Source organism: Pseudomonas sp. AE27, from assembly GCF_037113495.1.
GTDB classification, from domain to species: Bacteria; Pseudomonadota; Gammaproteobacteria; order Pseudomonadales; family Pseudomonadaceae; genus Aquipseudomonas; species Aquipseudomonas palmensis.
Genome location: NZ_CP146966.1, coordinates 4,251,997 through 4,268,047, shown reverse-complemented (window position 1 = coordinate 4,268,047; position 16,051 = coordinate 4,251,997). Strand labels below are relative to the sequence as shown.

At 65.1% G+C, this 16,051-nt stretch carries 16 protein-coding genes; 12 read left to right on the top strand and 4 right to left on the bottom strand.

What is annotated here, in order from left to right:
• Positions 1-13: 13 nt before the first annotated feature.
• Complete coding sequence (locus V9K84_RS19570) at positions 14-1,534, bottom strand: HDOD domain-containing protein (RefSeq protein WP_088514715.1); 1,521 nt, start codon at positions 1,532-1,534, stop codon at positions 14-16.
• A gap of 148 nt (positions 1,535-1,682) precedes the next feature.
• Between V9K84_RS19570 and motA the strand changes: the two genes are divergently transcribed.
• Positions 1,683-2,534, top strand: coding sequence for a flagellar motor stator protein MotA (gene motA / locus V9K84_RS19565; RefSeq protein ID WP_043863548.1), 852 nt, complete (start codon positions 1,683-1,685; stop codon positions 2,532-2,534).
• A 3-nt stretch (positions 2,535-2,537) separates the two neighbouring features.
• Entirely contained in the window at positions 2,538-3,554 is a 1,017-nt protein-coding gene (gene motB / locus V9K84_RS19560; RefSeq protein ID WP_043863547.1) for a flagellar motor protein MotB, read from the top strand.
• Positions 3,555-3,621: 67 nt separating this feature from the next.
• Here the strand turns inward: motB and V9K84_RS19555 are convergent, their stop codons facing one another.
• Complete coding sequence (locus tag V9K84_RS19555; protein ID WP_043863546.1) at positions 3,622-4,101, bottom strand: toll/interleukin-1 receptor domain-containing protein; 480 nt, start codon at positions 4,099-4,101, stop codon at positions 3,622-3,624.
• 681 nt (positions 4,102-4,782) lie between these two features.
• On the opposite strand from V9K84_RS19555, the gene V9K84_RS19550 reads away from it, so the two are divergent.
• The gene (locus V9K84_RS19550; RefSeq protein ID WP_043863545.1) at positions 4,783-5,070 is read left to right on the top strand and encodes a DUF3077 domain-containing protein; all 288 of its coding nucleotides are present in this window, start codon (positions 4,783-4,785) and stop codon (positions 5,068-5,070) included.
• Between the two features lie 3 nt (positions 5,071-5,073).
• Here V9K84_RS19550 and rsgA read toward each other — a convergent pair whose 3' ends face one another.
• Positions 5,074-6,105: a small ribosomal subunit biogenesis GTPase RsgA gene (rsgA, locus tag V9K84_RS19545; RefSeq protein WP_043863544.1), complete on the bottom strand. Its 1,032-nt coding sequence runs from the start codon at positions 6,103-6,105 to the stop codon at positions 5,074-5,076.
• 100 nt (positions 6,106-6,205) lie between these two features.
• On the opposite strand from rsgA, the gene orn reads away from it, so the two are divergent.
• Together orn and V9K84_RS19535 are read left to right on the top strand one after the other, a co-directional pair.
• Complete coding sequence (orn, locus tag V9K84_RS19540; RefSeq protein WP_043863543.1) at positions 6,206-6,748, top strand: oligoribonuclease; 543 nt, start codon at positions 6,206-6,208, stop codon at positions 6,746-6,748.
• A gap of 90 nt (positions 6,749-6,838) precedes the next feature.
• Positions 6,839-7,453, top strand: coding sequence for a trimeric intracellular cation channel family protein (locus V9K84_RS19535; protein ID WP_173925102.1), 615 nt, complete (start codon positions 6,839-6,841; stop codon positions 7,451-7,453).
• Positions 7,454-7,540: 87 nt separating this feature from the next.
• Here V9K84_RS19535 and queG read toward each other — a convergent pair whose 3' ends face one another.
• Positions 7,541-8,608 carry a tRNA epoxyqueuosine(34) reductase QueG gene (gene queG, locus V9K84_RS19530; protein ID WP_043863541.1) on the bottom strand — a complete coding sequence of 356 codons (1,068 nt, stop codon included), beginning with the start codon at positions 8,606-8,608 and terminating at the stop codon, positions 7,541-7,543.
• A gap of 64 nt (positions 8,609-8,672) precedes the next feature.
• Here queG and V9K84_RS19525 point away from each other — a divergent pair, with 64 nt between their 5' ends.
• The 7 genes from V9K84_RS19525 to hflX all read left to right on the top strand — a co-directional run bounded on the left by V9K84_RS19525 (position 8,673) and on the right by hflX (position 15,999).
• Positions 8,673-9,533 (top strand): NAD(P)H-hydrate dehydratase, encoded by an 861-nt coding sequence (locus tag V9K84_RS19525; RefSeq protein WP_058541594.1) that lies wholly within the window; start codon positions 8,673-8,675, stop codon positions 9,531-9,533.
• A complete protein-coding gene (gene tsaE / locus V9K84_RS19520; protein WP_088514716.1) occupies positions 9,521-9,991 on the top strand; it encodes a tRNA (adenosine(37)-N6)-threonylcarbamoyltransferase complex ATPase subunit type 1 TsaE in 471 nt (156 codons plus the stop codon). The genes V9K84_RS19525 and tsaE overlap by 13 nt, the downstream gene beginning before the upstream one ends.
• Positions 9,992-9,994: 3 nt before the next feature.
• A complete protein-coding gene (locus V9K84_RS19515) occupies positions 9,995-11,419 on the top strand; it encodes an N-acetylmuramoyl-L-alanine amidase (RefSeq protein ID WP_196932996.1) in 1,425 nt (474 codons plus the stop codon).
• Complete coding sequence (gene mutL / locus V9K84_RS19510) at positions 11,416-13,323, top strand: DNA mismatch repair endonuclease MutL (protein WP_043863537.1); 1,908 nt, start codon at positions 11,416-11,418, stop codon at positions 13,321-13,323. Before V9K84_RS19515 ends, mutL begins: the two co-directional genes overlap by 4 nt.
• 1 nt (position 13,324) lies before the next feature.
• On the top strand, positions 13,325-14,299 hold the full coding sequence (miaA, locus tag V9K84_RS19505; RefSeq protein ID WP_088514717.1) for a tRNA (adenosine(37)-N6)-dimethylallyltransferase MiaA: 975 nt from the start codon (positions 13,325-13,327) through the stop codon (positions 14,297-14,299).
• A gap of 95 nt (positions 14,300-14,394) precedes the next feature.
• Positions 14,395-14,655 carry an RNA chaperone Hfq gene (gene hfq, locus V9K84_RS19500; protein WP_043863535.1) on the top strand — a complete coding sequence of 87 codons (261 nt, stop codon included), beginning with the start codon at positions 14,395-14,397 and terminating at the stop codon, positions 14,653-14,655.
• A gap of 12 nt (positions 14,656-14,667) precedes the next feature.
• Complete coding sequence (gene hflX, locus V9K84_RS19495) at positions 14,668-15,999, top strand: ribosome rescue GTPase HflX (RefSeq protein WP_058541590.1); 1,332 nt, start codon at positions 14,668-14,670, stop codon at positions 15,997-15,999.
• Positions 16,000-16,051: the final 52 nt, after the last annotated feature.

Below are 16,051 nucleotides of genomic sequence, written 5' to 3'. Positions count from 1 at the left end.
TGTAGCGCATGGGTCAGGTGCTGCGGTTGCTGAAGGCGGTGAGGGCGCGCTCGATGCACTGGGCGGTCTTGCCGAACGCCTGCACGCTGATCTCCGAGAACGGGCCGCCGCCCTGGTCGGCCAGCACCACCATCACCACCTTGCCGTTGCTCGACAGCGAGCGCAGCAGCAGGTGCTGGCCACGGAACAGCACGCGCAAGGTGCCGGGCAGCAGGGCACCGAACTGGGCATAGTTGTCCGGGGTCAGGCGCAGTTGTGCCGACTGGGTCAGCAGGCGTTGCAGCAGCTTGCTCTGGGCGAGCGGCACCACCAGGCCGCCGGCCTCGGCGGGCAGCCCGGCGATCTGGTGCACGCGCAGGTGGGTCATGCCCTTGTCGGCCATCAGCATCATCACCCGCTGCATGCCGCAGGCCACCAGGGCATCGCGGGCGTAGGTGGTCAGGTGCATGGCGTTGGTGAATGCACTGGGCTCCACCAGCAGGTCGGCGCAGTATTTGCGCCAGGCCCCCAGCGATTCGGTCGAGGGCACGTCGGCAGGCCGCAGGCGGCGGTGCACGTAGTGCGAGCCGGTCGGCCAGATCAGCGATTCGGCGGGGTGGTAGAGGTCGCCGTCGGCGTGCAGGCGCGCACTGTTGGCGGCCTGCTGGTGCACCTGTTGCTGCACGTCGCTCAGCGGCACCTGCAGGTACAGGCTGGTCAGGCGTTGCCAGCGCTGGCTGTGCGGGCAGTCCCAGGCGTGCTGCGCCGCCAGGGCCAGGCCGTTGGCCAGCAGCACGGTATTGGCCGGCTGGTTGAGCCAGCGGCGCAGGGCCGGGTCGGCGTCCAGCAGCTGTTGTTGGCGCAGCGGGTTGTCGTGCAGGCGGGCGATGTGCATGACCTTGACCAGCAGGCGGCGTTCTTCGCTGAGCACGTGGTAGCCCTGGGTGACCCAGTTGGGCAGGCGCCAGTAGTCGGCCAGGGCGCGGCACAGCGCCAGCAGGGGTACACCGAACAGTTCGCGCTCCACGCGCAGGGCCGGCTCGCCGCGGTGCACCACGCGCACTTCCCATTCCTCGATCAGCTTGGGGTGCGCCAGGGCCAGGGTCCACAACGGCGAGAGGAACAGCAGGCTGCCCCAGTGGATCTCCTGCCACAGCCGCGCCAGTTGGCTGGCGAACAGGCCGCTGGCCTGCTGGCTGGCATGCAGGCTGATCATCTGCAGGTGGCGCAGGGCCTTGGGGATCTGCGTCGGCGGCGCGGTGGGCAGGCGCAGCAGCAGTTCTTCGGCGCGCTTGAGGCCAAGCCGGTTGAGGGCGATTTCCAGGCTTTCGGCCGGCTCGGCCATGCTGGCGTGGGTATGCCGGTTGGCTTCGCGCATCACGCTGAGCACCAGCGCGGGGCTGTCCTGCATCAGATCGGCGATGTCACGCAGCGAGCGGCGGCTGTCGCCGATGGCGGCTTTTACCCGCTCGTGACTGTCCAGCGGCACCGGCAGTTGCACGCTGTCGAGCAGTTTGATCCAGGCGTCTAGGGTCTTTGGAATTTGAGTTGGCACGTGAGTTCACTAGGCATGCTGGGAGGTGGCCGAACTGGCTTTTCGCCTTGACTGGCTATAGTCTGGCGCAGAACTGCCGATAAGTAGAAGAAGAGTTTTACGAACTTCCGCCCCCGACCCTGACCACGACAGTAAGTGCTTCCAATCTATGGCTAAAATTATCGGCATCATTGTCGTATTCGCGAGCGTGCTTGGCGGATACGTTCTTTCTCACGGCAAGATCGCGGCCCTGATTCAGCCTTTCGAGGTGCTGATCATCGGCGGTGCCGCCTTTGGTGCGTTCCTGCAGGCCAACCCCGGCTACATGACCATGCACGTGATCAAGAAGTCGCTGAGCATGTTCGGCTCGCGCTTCTCGCACACCTTCTATATAGAAGTGCTGGGCCTGATCTACGAGATCCTCAACAAGAGCCGGCGCGAAGGCATGATGGCGATCGAGGGCGATATCGAAGACGCCGCGGCCAGCCCGATCTTCGCCAAGTACCCGGCGGTACTCAAGGATGAGCGCATGACCGCGTACATCTGCGACTACCTGCGCATCATGTCCACCGGCAACATGGCCCCGCACGAGCTCGAAGGCCTGTTCGACATGGAACTGCTGAGCATGAAGGAAGAGCTCGACCACCCGTCCCATGCCGTGACCGGCATCGCCGACGGCATGCCCGGCTTCGGTATCGTGGCGGCGGTACTGGGTATCGTGGTGACCATGGCCTCGCTGGGCGAGGGCGACCAGAAGTCCATCGGCCTGCACGTGGGTGCGGCGCTGGTGGGTACCTTCTTCGGTATTCTGGCGGCCTACGGCTTCTTCGGCCCGCTGGCCACCTCCCTGGCCCACGACGCCAAGGAAGAGGTCAACGTGTACGAGGCGATCAAGGCCGCACTGGTGGCGTCGGCCTCCGGCATGCCGCCATCGCTGGCGGTGGAGTTCGGTCGCAAGGTGCTGTTCCCCAAGCACCGTCCAAGCTTTGCCGAGCTGGAACAAGCAGTTCGCGGTCGCTGATCCATGGAAAACAATCAGCCGATCATCATCAAGCGCGTAAAGCGCTTCGGCGGCGGCCATCACGGCGGCGCCTGGAAAATCGCGTTCGCCGACTTCGCCACGGCGATGATGGCGTTCTTCCTTGTGCTGTGGCTGCTGTCCACCGCCACGCCCGAGCAGAAGATCGCGATTGCCGGCTACTTCAAGGACCCGATCGGGTTCTCCGAGAGCGGCACCCCGTACATCATCGACCTGGGCGGCTCGCCGGAGCTGGCCCCGGAAAAGACCATCAACCCTGAAGTGCAGTCCGAGCCGACGCCTGACACCAGCATCCAGCTGGACAAGGACGCGGTCGAGAGCATGGCCGAGCAGGTCGAGAAAGACCGCTTGAACCTGGTGCTGCAGGAGCTGCAGAACAAGGTCGAAGAGAACCCGCAACTGCAGAAGTTCAAGGACCAGATCCTGTTCGAGATCACCCAGGACGGCCTGCGCATCCAGATCATGGACGCCGAGAACCGGCCGATGTTCGACCTGGGCAGTGCGCGCCTGCAGCCGTACTTCGAGGACATCCTGCTGGCCATGGCCGACACCATCAAGGCGGTGCCGAACAAGATCAGCATCAGCGGCCACACCGATGCCAAGCCCTACGCCGGCACCGGTGATTACGGTAACTGGGAGCTGTCGGCCAACCGTGCCAACGCGGCGCGTCGGGCGCTGGTGGCCGGTGGCTATCCGGATGCCCAGGTGGCGCGGGTGGTGGGGTATGCATCGTCGTCGCTGTTCGACCGCGAGAACCCGCTCAACCCGGTGAACCGTCGTATCGACATCATCGTGCTGACCAAGAAGGCCCAGCGCACCATCGAAGGCGAACAGACCTCGCCGACGCCGCCGGACGCAGCCCAGCCGGGCGCGGCACCTGCGCCGGGCGCTGCGGCACCGACGCCCGAGCCCGAGCCGATGCAGCCGCGTGAACTGCGCGAGAAGCTGAACATCTTCGAGGATGGCGTGTTGAAGATGGACGAGCCCAACAAGCCGCAGTGAGCCGGCAGCCGACAACGCCCGCATGGAGTGATCCGTGCGGGCGTTGTGCTGTGTGGGGTTCGGCATTTCAGTAGCCGCGACCGATGCTGGCCTTGAGCTCGGCCTGGAAGTGCTGGGCATTGCAGCGATTGTCGCCGGGTGCGGCCTGCGTGGGCAGGTTGAGGGCACGGCCAAGGGTGTGTTCCAGGCGGTACGCGCTGACGAACAGGTCCAGGTCGGTGGCTTGCGCCATGGTCGGCAGTTCGCCCAGGTAGGTGGGGCTGGCCGGCTCGCCCAGCTGGAACGTGGCGACCCGTCGGTCGGCCAGCGCTGCGGCGCCCAGGGCGAAGGGCACCCACCAGGCGCCGCAGGTGTTGCCCGACACCAGCACGATCAGGTGGGTGCAGCCGTGCAGGCTGCGGCTGATGAGGGTGGTGAGGGTGCAGGCATCGTCGGCCTGGGGGTCGATGGCCTCCAGGCAGGTGGCCAGGCCCTCGAGGCGCAGGTGCTCGCCGATGGCCATGGCGGCGGCCAGGTCGTTGCGGCAGTAGAGGAGTGAGACTGGCATCCGGAGGTCCCTGGTGGGCGCAAATCTGGTGCGGGATACCTTTGATGATTACGACGCGTGGTGCAAGGCGTGGGATTGAATCAGGAGGTGGACTACATGCCTGGGTGAAAAGGCCTACAAATGTGTTGCGACAACTGACGCCTTCGCCGGCAAGGCCGGCTCCTACAGGTGTCCGCGTAAGGCGAATCTTCGGAATTTCCCTATTCCCTGTAGGCCCCTTCCCAATCATACTTTTGCCGCTTTCCCGCCATTGCGGTGGTCACGGTAGCGCTCTAGTCTGCGTTGCGTCGTTGGTGTTCAACGACCGGTTTTGACAGGCCGTTACTGATTTCGGACCACATGTGCATCGCTTTATGGCGGCTGTGCGTGGGGCACTTCGTGTGCGCCGAGTTCCGGTATCCTCGGTCTGTCAACCCGCGTACAGCTGCCACCTATTTGTTTGACAGCAAAGCGTGGTAGCTCCACTGATACTGGAGTTGGTCATGTTGAAAATCGTCCCCGATCCACCCCAATACGCCAATCTGCCCCTCGAAGACATCCTCTCGTGCACTGATCGCGAGCGCTGCGCGCTCGTTCGCCGGCAAGTCCGGCTCCTACAAAGGCTCGCAGTACCTGTAGGAGCCGGCCTTGCCGGCGAAGACGCCCGTAGAGCCAATTAAGAAAGTCGTCGGGAGATAACAGATGGAAAACAGCTCAGTCTTCAAGACACTAGGCGTCGGCACTTTCGGCGAAGGCGAGGGCGGCCCCACCGCCGAGCGCCTGTTTCGCGTGCAAGCCGGCCACAACGCCGACTTCGCGCTGGAACAATCGGCCCTGCTGCTCAGTTGCGCCTACAAGCTAACCTTGCAAGCCGGCATCGAGCCGGATGGCACGCTTGTCTGGGCGGCACATTACCTGAGCGGCATGTCCAAGGCCCTGGTCGAGGATGTGGCGCACGCGATGTTCATCGAACAAACGCCTGCGCCATGACCGTCAGTAGCTGTCCTGCGGCAGGCTGGCAATGATCGAGCGATAGCTGTTCATGCGCTGCTGCTGCACGCGCCCGTCTTCCAGCGCCTTGAGCAGCGCACAGCCCGGCTCGCGGTCGTGCTTGCAGTCGCGGAAGCGGCAGGTGCCGATCAGGTCGTTGAACTCGATGAAGCCGGCCTCCACGTCCGCCCGGCTCACGTGCCCCAGGCCGAACTCGCGAATGCCCGGCGAGTCGATCAGCTCACCGCCACCCGGGAAGTGATACAGCCGCGCGGTGGTGGTGGTGTGCTGGCCCTGGCCCGACCACTCCGACAGCTCGCCCACGCGGGTGTCGACATCGGGCAGCAGGCTGTTGACCAGCGACGACTTGCCCACACCGGACTGGCCGACGAACACGCTGATGTGCCCATCGAGCAAGGTCTGCAACTGCTGCATGCCGTCGCCATGGTGCGCCGACACTTCCAGCAGCGGGTAACCCAGCTGACGGTACACCGCCAGCAGCGCATTCAGCGCCGGGGCGTTCTGCTCGTCGATCAGGTCGGCCTTGTTCAGCAGCAGCAGCGGGCGGATACCGGCATGCTCGGCGGCCACCAGGTAACGGTCGATCAGGTTGGCATGCGGCTCGGGGGCCGGGGCGAACACGATCACGATCAGGTCGACGTTGGCCGCCACCGGCTTGAGCTGGCCACGGCTGTCGGGGCGGCACAGCTCGGTGCTGCGCGGCATCTGCGCCACGATCACGCCGATACCCTGGTTGCCGGCGCGCCATACCACCTTGTCACCAGTGACCAGCGCCGGCAGGTTGGCACGCAGGTGGCAACGGAACACCTGGCCGGCCACGTCGCCGTCCTGTGCTTCGACTTCTACCTGCACGCCGAAGTGTGCAATCACCAGGCCCAGTTGTTCAGGCCCCAGGTCGCCGCCTTCGAGGGTGTCCAGCGTGTGCTGTTCGCGTTTGGCAGCGCGGGCGGCGCGCTCACCCTGGATTTTTTCGATGCGCCAGTTCTGGCGGCGATTGAGCTGGCGTTTGGCCATGTAGGTCTCGTTTCGTCAAGCAAAGCATGTGAGGGTGCAACGGCGTCGAGTCTAGCACGCTCCACTAGGCTAAACTGCGCGCCTACCGAGGAGCAGAATCATGCAGAACCCACAGAACCTGATCTGGATCGATCTGGAAATGACCGGCCTGGATCCGGACAGCGACGTCATCATCGAGATGGCCACCATCGTCACCGACAGTGACCTGAACACCCTGGCCGAAGGCCCGGTGATCGCCATCCACCACAGTGACGAGGTGCTGGCGCGCATGGACGAGTGGAACACCCGTACCCACGGCAACTCCGGCCTGACCCAGCGCGTGCGCGAGAGCAAGGTGAGCATGGCCGAGGCCGAGGCCGAGACGATTCGCTTCCTGGAGCAGTGGGTGCCCAAGGGCAAGTCGCCGATCTGCGGCAACAGCATCTGCCAGGACCGTCGCTTCCTGTACCGCCACATGCGCGAGCTGGAGAATTTCTTCCACTACCGCAACCTGGATGTGTCCACCCTCAAGGAGCTGGCCGCACGCTGGGCTCCCGAGGTGCGCGACAGCTTCAAGAAGGGTGGCACGCACCTGGCGCTGGACGATATTCGCGAATCCATCGCCGAGCTGCGCCACTACCGCGAGCACTTCATCAAGTTCTGACCCGCACCGCGCCAACAATCGTTGGCGCGCCCCCTTTTGGTGCCTGGGGCAACTGGGTAGACTGCGCGCCTCTTTGCACGGACCTGCGCCATCATGCTGTTGATGCTCTATTTGATCGCCATTACCGCCGAAGCCATGACCGGGGCGCTGTCGGCCGGGCGGCGCGGCATGGACTGGTTCGGCGTGGTGCTGATCGCCTGCGTCACGGCCCTGGGCGGAGGCTCGGTGCGCGACGTGCTGCTGGGCCACTACCCGCTGACCTGGGTGAAGCACCCGGAGTACCTGGTGCTGACCAGCGTGGCGGCCTTGATCACCATTTTCATCGCGCCGCTGATGCGCCACCTGCGTTCTCTGTTTCTGGTGCTCGATGCGCTGGGGCTGGTGGCGTTCACCCTGATTGGCTGCATGACGGCGCTGGAAATGGGCCAGGGCATGCTGGTGGCGTCGATCAGCGGGGTGATCACCGGCGTGTTTGGCGGCATCCTGCGGGATATCTTCTGCAACGACATTCCGCTGATCTTCCGGCGTGAGCTGTATGCCAGCGTGTCGTTTCTGGCGGCGTGGTTCTACCTGGGGTGCGTGTACTTCAAGGTGCCGGGGGAGCAGGCGATTCTGCTGACGCTGTTTGGCGGGTTGCTGCTCAGGCTGCTGGCGATACGGTTTCGTTGGGAAATGCCCAAGTTCCAGTACAACGACGAGCATTGAGGGCCTGTTCGCCAGCAAGGCTGGCTCCTACAGACGGCACCGGCCTGTGTAGGAGCCGGCCTTGCCGGCGAAGGCCGCACCGCCTGCCTAGAGGCGTGCCTGATGCTGACGCAGCGCCCACTCCACATGCTCCCTCACCAGCTCCGACGGATACTCCCGCCGCGCCTGGAGCGCCTCCAGCACCGGTATGGTCGAGGGCGCATTGCCCAGCCCCACCGCCAGGTTGCGCAACCAGCGCTCATACCCCGCCCGGCGCAGCGGCGAGCCTTCGGTGCTGGCCAGAAACGTCTCTTCATCCCACATGAACAGCTCCGCCAGCCCGGCATTGTCCAGCCCGTGCCGCGGCTTGAAATCCGCTTCGCCGGTGGGCCGGGCAAAGCGGTTCCACGGGCACACGATCTGGCAATCGTCACAGCCGAACACCCGGTTGCCGATCAGCGGCCGCAGCTCTTCGGGGATTGCACTCTTCAGTTCGATGGTCAGGTACGAAATGCAGCGCCGCGCATCCAGCACATACGGCCCCACGAAGGCCTGGGTGGGGCAGATGTCCAGGCATGCACTGCACCGCCCGCAATGCTCGGTGGCTTGCGCCTCGTCCACCGGTAGCGGCAGGTCGACGAACAGTTCGCTGAGGAAGAAGTAGCTGCCCGCCTTGCGATTGAGCAACAAGGTGTTCTTGCCGATCCAGCCCAGCCCGGCCTGTTCGGCGATGGCCTTTTCCAGCACCGGCGCGCTGTCGACGAAGGCGCGGAAGCCGAACGGCCCGATGTCTTTCTGAATGCGCTCGGCCAGGTGTTGTACGCGCTTGCGGACCAGCTTGTGGTAGTCGCGCCCCAGCGCATAGCGCGAGATGTAGGCCTTTTCGGGCTGGGCGAGCATCTGCGCCATCTGCGTGTCGCCCGGCAGGTAGTCCATGCGCAGCGACACCACGCGCAAGGTGCCCGGCACCAGCTCGTCGGGGTGCGAGCGTTTGCTGCCATGGGCGCCCATGTACTCCATCTCGCCGTGATAGCCCTCGGCCAGCCAGCGTTCCAGGTGTTTTTCGTGTTCGCCCAGCTCCACACCGGCAATGCCGACGTGCGCAAAGCCCAGTTCACGGCCCCAATCCTTGATCGATTGGGCGAGGGCGGGTAGATCGAGGGGGGAAGCAGACATGCGAAATAGGGCAACGATGACTCAGGTGCGTATAATTCTGCCAGACATCGGAGCCGAACGACGCATGCCTCAGACCAAACATCCTGCAAATCAGCCATTGGTGCTCACCAGCGTCACCCTGGCGAGCCTCGCGCCGCGCTCGAATGCCGCGCACAAGGGCGACTTCGGCCATGTGCTGGTGGTCGGTGGCGACCGTGGCACGGGCGGGGCGGTGCTGCTCAGTGCCGAGGCGGCGCTGCGCTGCGGCGCCGGCCTGGTGTCACTGGCCACCCGCAGCGAGCAACTGCCCGCCGCGCTGGCCCGCCTGCCCGAGGTGATGAGCCTGGGCGTGCATTCGGCCAACCAGTTGATGGCGCCGATTGAACGCGCCACCGTACTGGTGGTCGGACCCGGACTGGGGCAGGCCGCCTGGGGGCGCAGCCTGCTCTCGGCGGTGGTGCCGGCCAGGCACGCCCAAGTGTGGGATGCCGATGCGCTGAACCTGCTGGCGCAAGCACCCTTGCCGCTGGCGGCGGGCAGCATCATTACCCCGCATCCGGGGGAGGCGGCGCGCCTGCTGGGGATTTCCACCGAAGCGGTGCAGGCCGATCGCTCCTGGGCGGCGCTCAAGCTGGCGCGCAAGTACGCGGCGGTGTGTGTGCTTAAAGGCGCCGGCACGCTGGTGGCCGACCCGGCCGGGCAGTTGGCACTGTGCCAGCGCGGTCACCCGGCCATGGCCGGTGCCGGCCTGGGCGATGTGCTCAGCGGCGTGCTGGGTGCGCTGCTGGCCCAGGGCATGCCGGCCTGGGACGCCGCCTGCCTGGGGGTGTGGCTGCACGCCTGTGCCGGCGAGCGCCTGGGCGTACAAGGTCGCGGGCTGGCGGCCAGCGACCTGATACCGGTCATTCGTCAAGTTCTGGAGGAGCATTCAGCGTGTCAGGTGTAACCCTGTTTATGGCCGACGAAGCGGCCATGGGTGCGTTCGGCGCCCGTATCGCCCAGGTGACCAAAGGTCACGGCGTGATTTTTCTCGAGGGTGACCTGGGGGCCGGCAAGACCACCCTGTCACGGGGCATCATCCGTGGTCTGGGACACACCGGCGCGGTGAAAAGTCCTACCTTCACCGTGGTTGAGCCCTACGAGATTGGCGACATTCGTGCCTTCCATTTCGACCTGTATCGCCTGGTCGATCCGGAGGAGCTGGAGTTCATGGGCATTCGCGACTACTTCGAAGACGACGCCCTGTGCCTGTTCGAGTGGCCCCAGAAGGGGGCGGGCATTTTGCCAAAGCCCGACCTGACCATTACCATAAGCCCCCAGGCGGACGGGCGTTCGCTGAACCTGTTGCCGCAGGGCTCTCGCGGTGAAGCCTGGTGTGCCGCTCTGGCCTTGGAAATCAATTAGAAAATGGGGATAGGTATGCGCTTTCGCGCACTGTTTGGCGTTGTAGGACTGCTGCTGGCGGCAGTCACCGTCGATGCCTTCGCGATCACGCAAGTCAAGAGTGTCCGTTTATGGCGTGCGCCGGACAACACACGCCTGGTGTTCGACCTGTCCGGCCCGGTGCAGCACAGTGTGTTCACCCTGACGGCCCCGGATCGCCTGGTGATCGACATCAATGGCGCAACCCTGGGTGCGCCTTTGAACGTGTCCACCTCCAATACCCCGATCACCAGCGTGCGCTCGGCACAGCGCACCCCTACCGACCTTCGCGTGGTCATCGACCTGAAAAAGTCGGTGACACCCAAGAGCTTCACCCTGGCGCCCAACGCCCAGTACGGCAACCGTCTGGTGGTCGACCTGTTCGATCAGGAATCCGACGCCACGCCACCCACCCCGACCCCGTCGGTGGCCACCACGCCGGCCGTGCCGGTGACCCCGACGCAGCCGGCGATCAAGCTGACCCCGGTGCCAAGCGGCAAGCGTGACATCGTGATCGCCATCGACGCCGGTCACGGCGGCGAAGACCCGGGTGCGTCCGGCTCGCGCGGCCAGCATGAGAAAGACATCGTGCTGGCCATCGCCAAGGAACTGCAGCGCCAGATCAACAGCGAGAAGGGCTTTCGCGCCGAGCTGACGCGTACCGGCGACTACTTCATCCCACTGCGCAAGCGTACCGAGATTGCGCGCAAGAAGGGCGCCGACCTGTTCATCTCGATCCACGCCGACGCCGCGCCGTCCAAGGCGGCCTTCGGTGCCTCGGTGTTCGCCCTGTCCGACCGTGGCGCCACGTCCGAGACGGCGCGCTGGCTGGCCGACAGCGAAAACCGCTCCGACCTGATCGGTGGTGCCGGCAACGTCAGCCTCGACGACAAGGACCGCATGCTTGCTGGCGTGCTGCTCGACCTGTCGATGACCGCCTCGCTCAGCTCCAGCCTCAACGTGGGGCAGAAGGTGCTGGGCAATATCGGCCGGGTCACCCCGCTGCACAAGCGCCGCGTGGAACAGGCCGGGTTCATGGTGCTCAAGTCGCCGGACATCCCGTCGATCCTGGTGGAAACCGGGTTCATCTCCAACGCCAACGAGGCCTCCAAGCTGGCCACTGCCAGCCATCAGCAGGCCCTGGCGCGCTCGATCCACAGTGGCGTGCGCCAGTTCTTCCAGCAGAACCCGCCGCCGGGCACCTACATCGCCTTCCTGCGTGACAGCGGCAAGATCGCCCAGGGCCCGCGCGAGCACACCGTGCGTCCGGGCGAGACCCTGGCCATGATCGCCGTGCGCTACCAGGTCAGCGTGGCCAGCCTGCGCAGCACCAACGGCCTTAAAACCGATGAGCTGAAGGTTGGCCAGAACCTCGACGTACCGGCTACCACGCTGGCTGGCCAGCCATGAGCAGCGGCGCTCGCATCGAGCTGCTCAGCCCGCGGCTTGCCAACCAGATCGCCGCAGGCGAGGTGGTCGAACGCCCGGCCTCGGTGATCAAGGAGCTGCTGGAAAACAGCCTCGACTCCGGCGCCCGGCGCATCGACGTCGAGGTGGAGCAGGGCGGGGTCAAGCTGCTGCGGGTGCGCGATGATGGCAGCGGTATCGCTGCCGACGACCTGCCGTTGTCCCTGGCGCGGCACGCCACCAGCAAGATCCGCGACCTGGAAGACCTCGAGCGGGTAATGAGCCTGGGCTTTCGCGGCGAGGCACTGGCGTCGATCAGCTCGGTCGCGCGCCTGACCCTGACCTCGCGCACCCGCGACGCCGACCAGGCCTGGCAGGTTGAAACCGAAGGCCGCGACATGTCCCCGCGGGTGCAGCCGGCAGCGCATCCGGTGGGTACCTCGGTCGAGGTCCGCGACCTGTTCTTCAATACCCCGGCCCGGCGCAAGTTCCTCAAGACCGAAAAAACCGAATTCGACCATCTGCAGGAAGTCATCCGGCGCCTGGCGCTGGCGCGCTTCGACGTGGCCTTCCATTTGCGCCACAACGGCAAGAGCGTCCTCAGCCTGCATGAAGCCCATGACGACACGGCCCGCGCACGGCGCGTGGCCTCGATCTGCGGCCCGGGCTTTCTGGAGCAGGCGCTGCCGATCGAGGTGGAGCGCAATGGCCTGCATCTGTGGGGCTGGGTCGGCCTGCCGACCTTCTCGCGCAGCCAGGCCGACCTGCAATACTTCTTCGTCAACGGCCGTGCCGTGCGCGACAAGCTGGTCGCCCACGCGGTGCGTCAGGCCTACCGCGACGTGCTGTTCAATGGTCGGCACCCGACCTTCGTGCTGTTTCTGGAGGTCGACCCCACCGGCGTGGACGTGAACGTGCACCCCACCAAGCACGAGGTGCGCTTTCGTGACGGGCGCATGGTGCACGACTTCCTGTACGGCACCCTGCACCGGGCGCTGGCCGATGTGCGCCCGCAGGATCACCAGCCGGGTGCAGCCGCTGCCCCCGAGGTGGAGCGCCCCAGTGGCCTGCAGGCCGGCGAGTTCGGCCCCCAGGGCGAGATGCGCCTGGCCGCCAATCTGCTCGAACAGCCCCCGGCGCAGCCGATGCTGAACACGGCGGGCAGCGCCGCGGGCAGTGGCTCGGGCGCCGGCTACCAGTACCAGTACACCCCGCGTCCGGCCCAGGCATTGCCCGCGGCCGAGGCCCAGGGGGTGTATCGCGAATTTTTCGCCCCGCTGCCCGGCAGCGAGCCGGCCAACCTGCCTCAGGGCCAGGGCGATATTCCGCCGCTGGGCTATGCGCTGGCGCAGCTCAAGGGCATCTATATTCTTGCCGAGAACGCCCAGGGCCTGGTGCTGGTGGACATGCATGCGGCCCACGAGCGGATCATGTACGAGCGGCTCAAGGTGGCCATGGCCAGCGAGGGCCTGAGCGGCCAGCCGCTGCTGGTGCCCGAGTCTCTGGCCCTGAGCCAGCGCGAGGCCGATTGCGCCGAAGAACACGCGGCGTGGTTCCAGCGCCTGGGCTTCGAACTGCAGCGCCTGGGCCCGGAAAGCCTGGCGATCCGGCAGATCCCTGCGTTGCTCAAGCAGGCCGAGGCCAATCGCCTGGTGCAGGACGTGCTGGCCGACCTGATGGAATACGGCACCAGCGACCGTATCCAGGCACACCTGAACGAGCTGCTCGGTACCATGGCCTGTCATGGCGCGATTCGCGCCAACCGGCGCCTGGCCCTGCCGGAAATGAACGGCCTGCTGCGCGACATGGAAAACACCGAGCGCAGCGGTCAATGCAACCATGGCCGACCGACCTGGACCCAGATGGGCCTGGACGATCTGGACAAACTGTTCCTGCGCGGTCGCTGATATGGCAGTTCGCAATCCCCCGGCCATCTTCCTGATGGGCCCCACCGCCGCCGGCAAGACCGACCTTGCCATCGAGCTGACCAAGGTGCTGCCGTGCGAGCTGATCAGCGTCGATTCGGCGCTGGTCTACCGCGGCATGGACATCGGCACCGCCAAGCCGTCCAAGGCGTTGCTGGCCGAGCACCCGCACCGGCTGATCGACATCCTCGACCCGGCCCAGAGCTATTCGGCAGCCGATTTTCGCCGCGATGCGCTGCAGGCCATGGCCGAGATCACCGCGCGCGGCAATATCCCGCTGCTGGTGGGCGGCACCATGCTGTATTTCAAGGCGCTGCTCGAAGGCCTGGCCGATATGCCTGCGGCCGATGCGCAGGTGCGTGCCGAGCTTGAAGCCGAGGCTGCACAGCTGGGCTGGCAGGCCTTGCACGCCCAGCTGGCGGAGGTCGACCCCGAATCGGCGGCGCGCATCCACCCCAACGATCCGCAGCGGTTGGTACGGGCGCTGGAGGTGTACCGGGTCAGCGGCATGACGATGACGTCACATCGCGAGCGTCAATCGGCGCAAAGTAGCGTCGCAGGCGCTTCGGGCCAGGAACAATTGCCCTATACTGTCGCCAGCCTGGCAATCGCCCCGCAGGATCGAAAGGTGCTGCACGAGCGAATTGCGCTACGATTTGGGCAAATGCTGGAACAGGGCTTCGTCGACGAGGTCCGATCACTGCGTGCCAGAAGTGACTTGCATGCAGGGCTGCCGTCTATACGGGCAGTCGGTTATCGCCAGGTCTGGGATCACCTTGATGGCAAGTTGAGTGCAGCTGAAATGCAGGAGCGCGGCATCATTGCCACTCGCCAATTGGCGAAGCGGCAGTTTACCTGGTTGCGCAGTTGGGCCGATCTGCACTGGTTGGACAGCCTGGCTTGCGACAATCTGCCACGCACCTTGAAATACCTGGGATCGGTCTCCATATTGGGCTGAGTCCCTGCAATTGCCGTCTACTCTTGGGGGTGGGGCGGCCTGAGCCATCATATTTCTTTGATTTTTTACTATTGATCCTTACAGGAGTGCGGCATATGTCAAAAGGGCATTCGCTACAAGACCCTTACTTGAATACTTTGAGAAAAGAGAAGGTCGGCGTTTCGATCTATCTGGTCAACGGCATCAAGCTGCAGGGCACGATCGAGTCGTTCGACCAGTTCGTGATTCTGCTGAAGAACACCGTCAGCCAGATGGTCTACAAGCACGCGATCTCGACAGTGGTGCCGGTTCGTCCGATTCGTCTGCCAAGCGCAGCCGACGCCGAACAGGGCGACGCTGAGCCAGGTAACGCCTGATAGGAGTCTGCTTTGTTCTTTGAGCGCCACGGTGGTGGTGAACGGGCAATCCTCGTTCACTTGGAAGGTCAGAGCCCTGAGGCGCGCGAAGACCCGCAGGAGTTCCGCGAGCTGGCCCTGTCGGCCGGTGCCGATATTGTCGCGTTCGCCAATGTGGCGCGACACCAGCCTACCGCCAAGTTCCTGATTGGCAGCGGCAAGGTCGAGGAATTTCGCGACCTGGTCAAAGCCGAACAGGCCGATTTGGTCATTTTCAATCACACCCTCACGCCCAGTCAGGAACGTAACCTCGAACGTATCTTCGAGTGTCGCGTGCTTGACCGCACGGGTCTGATTCTCGACATCTTCGCCCAGCGGGCACGTACCCACGAAGGCAAGCTGCAGGTCGAACTGGCCCAGCTCGAGCACATGAGCACGCGCCTGGTGCGCGGTTGGACTCACCTCGAGCGGCAGAAGGGCGGTATTGGTCTGCGCGGGCCGGGTGAAACCCAGCTCGAAACCGACCGGCGCCTGCTGCGCATACGCCTGCGCCAGATCAAGGGCCGCCTGGAGAAGGTGCGCAGCCAGCGCGAGCAGGCACGGCGCGGGCGCAAGCGCGCGGATATCCCCTCGGTGTCGCTGGTGGGGTACACCAACGCCGGCAAGTCCACTTTGTTCAATGCGCTGACCCAGTCCGAGGTGTATGCGGCCGACCAGCTGTTCGCCACCCTCGACCCGACCCTGCGTCGGCTCGAACTGGATGACGTCGGGCCGGTGGTGCTGGCCGACACCGTGGGCTTCATCCGTCACCTGCCGCACAAGCTGGTCGAGGCATTTCGGGCTACGCTCGAAGAGTCGAGCAACTCCGACCTGCTGCTGCACGTGATCGACGCCCATGAGCCGGAGCGCATGGAGCAGATCGAGCAGGTCATGGCGGTGCTCGGCGAGATCGGTGCCGAAGGCTTGCCGATCCTCGAGGTGTATAACAAACTCGACCTGCTCGAAGGGGTCGAGCCGCAGATCCAGCGCGATGCCGACGGCAAGCCGCAGCGGGTATGGGTATCGGCCCGTGACGGTCGTGGCCTGGAGCTGGTGGGGCAGGCGATTGCAGAACTGCTGGGGGATGACCTGTTCATCGGTACCCTGCGCCTGGAACAGCGTTTCGCGCGGTTGCGCGCGCTGTTCTTCGACCTGGGGGCGGTGCAGAGCGAAGACCATGACGAAGACGGCAACACCCTGCTGGCGGTACGCTTGTCCCGGGTCGAGTTCAATCGCCTGGTAAGCCGCGAGGGGATGAAACCGCTGGAGTTCATCGAGCAACACACTTTGCAATACAAGCCCGACCTCGCGGTCGGGCAGCCGTGACAGGCATTCTGTAGCATTGGACGGCGCGCCGTGGGCGCGTCTTTGCTTTATC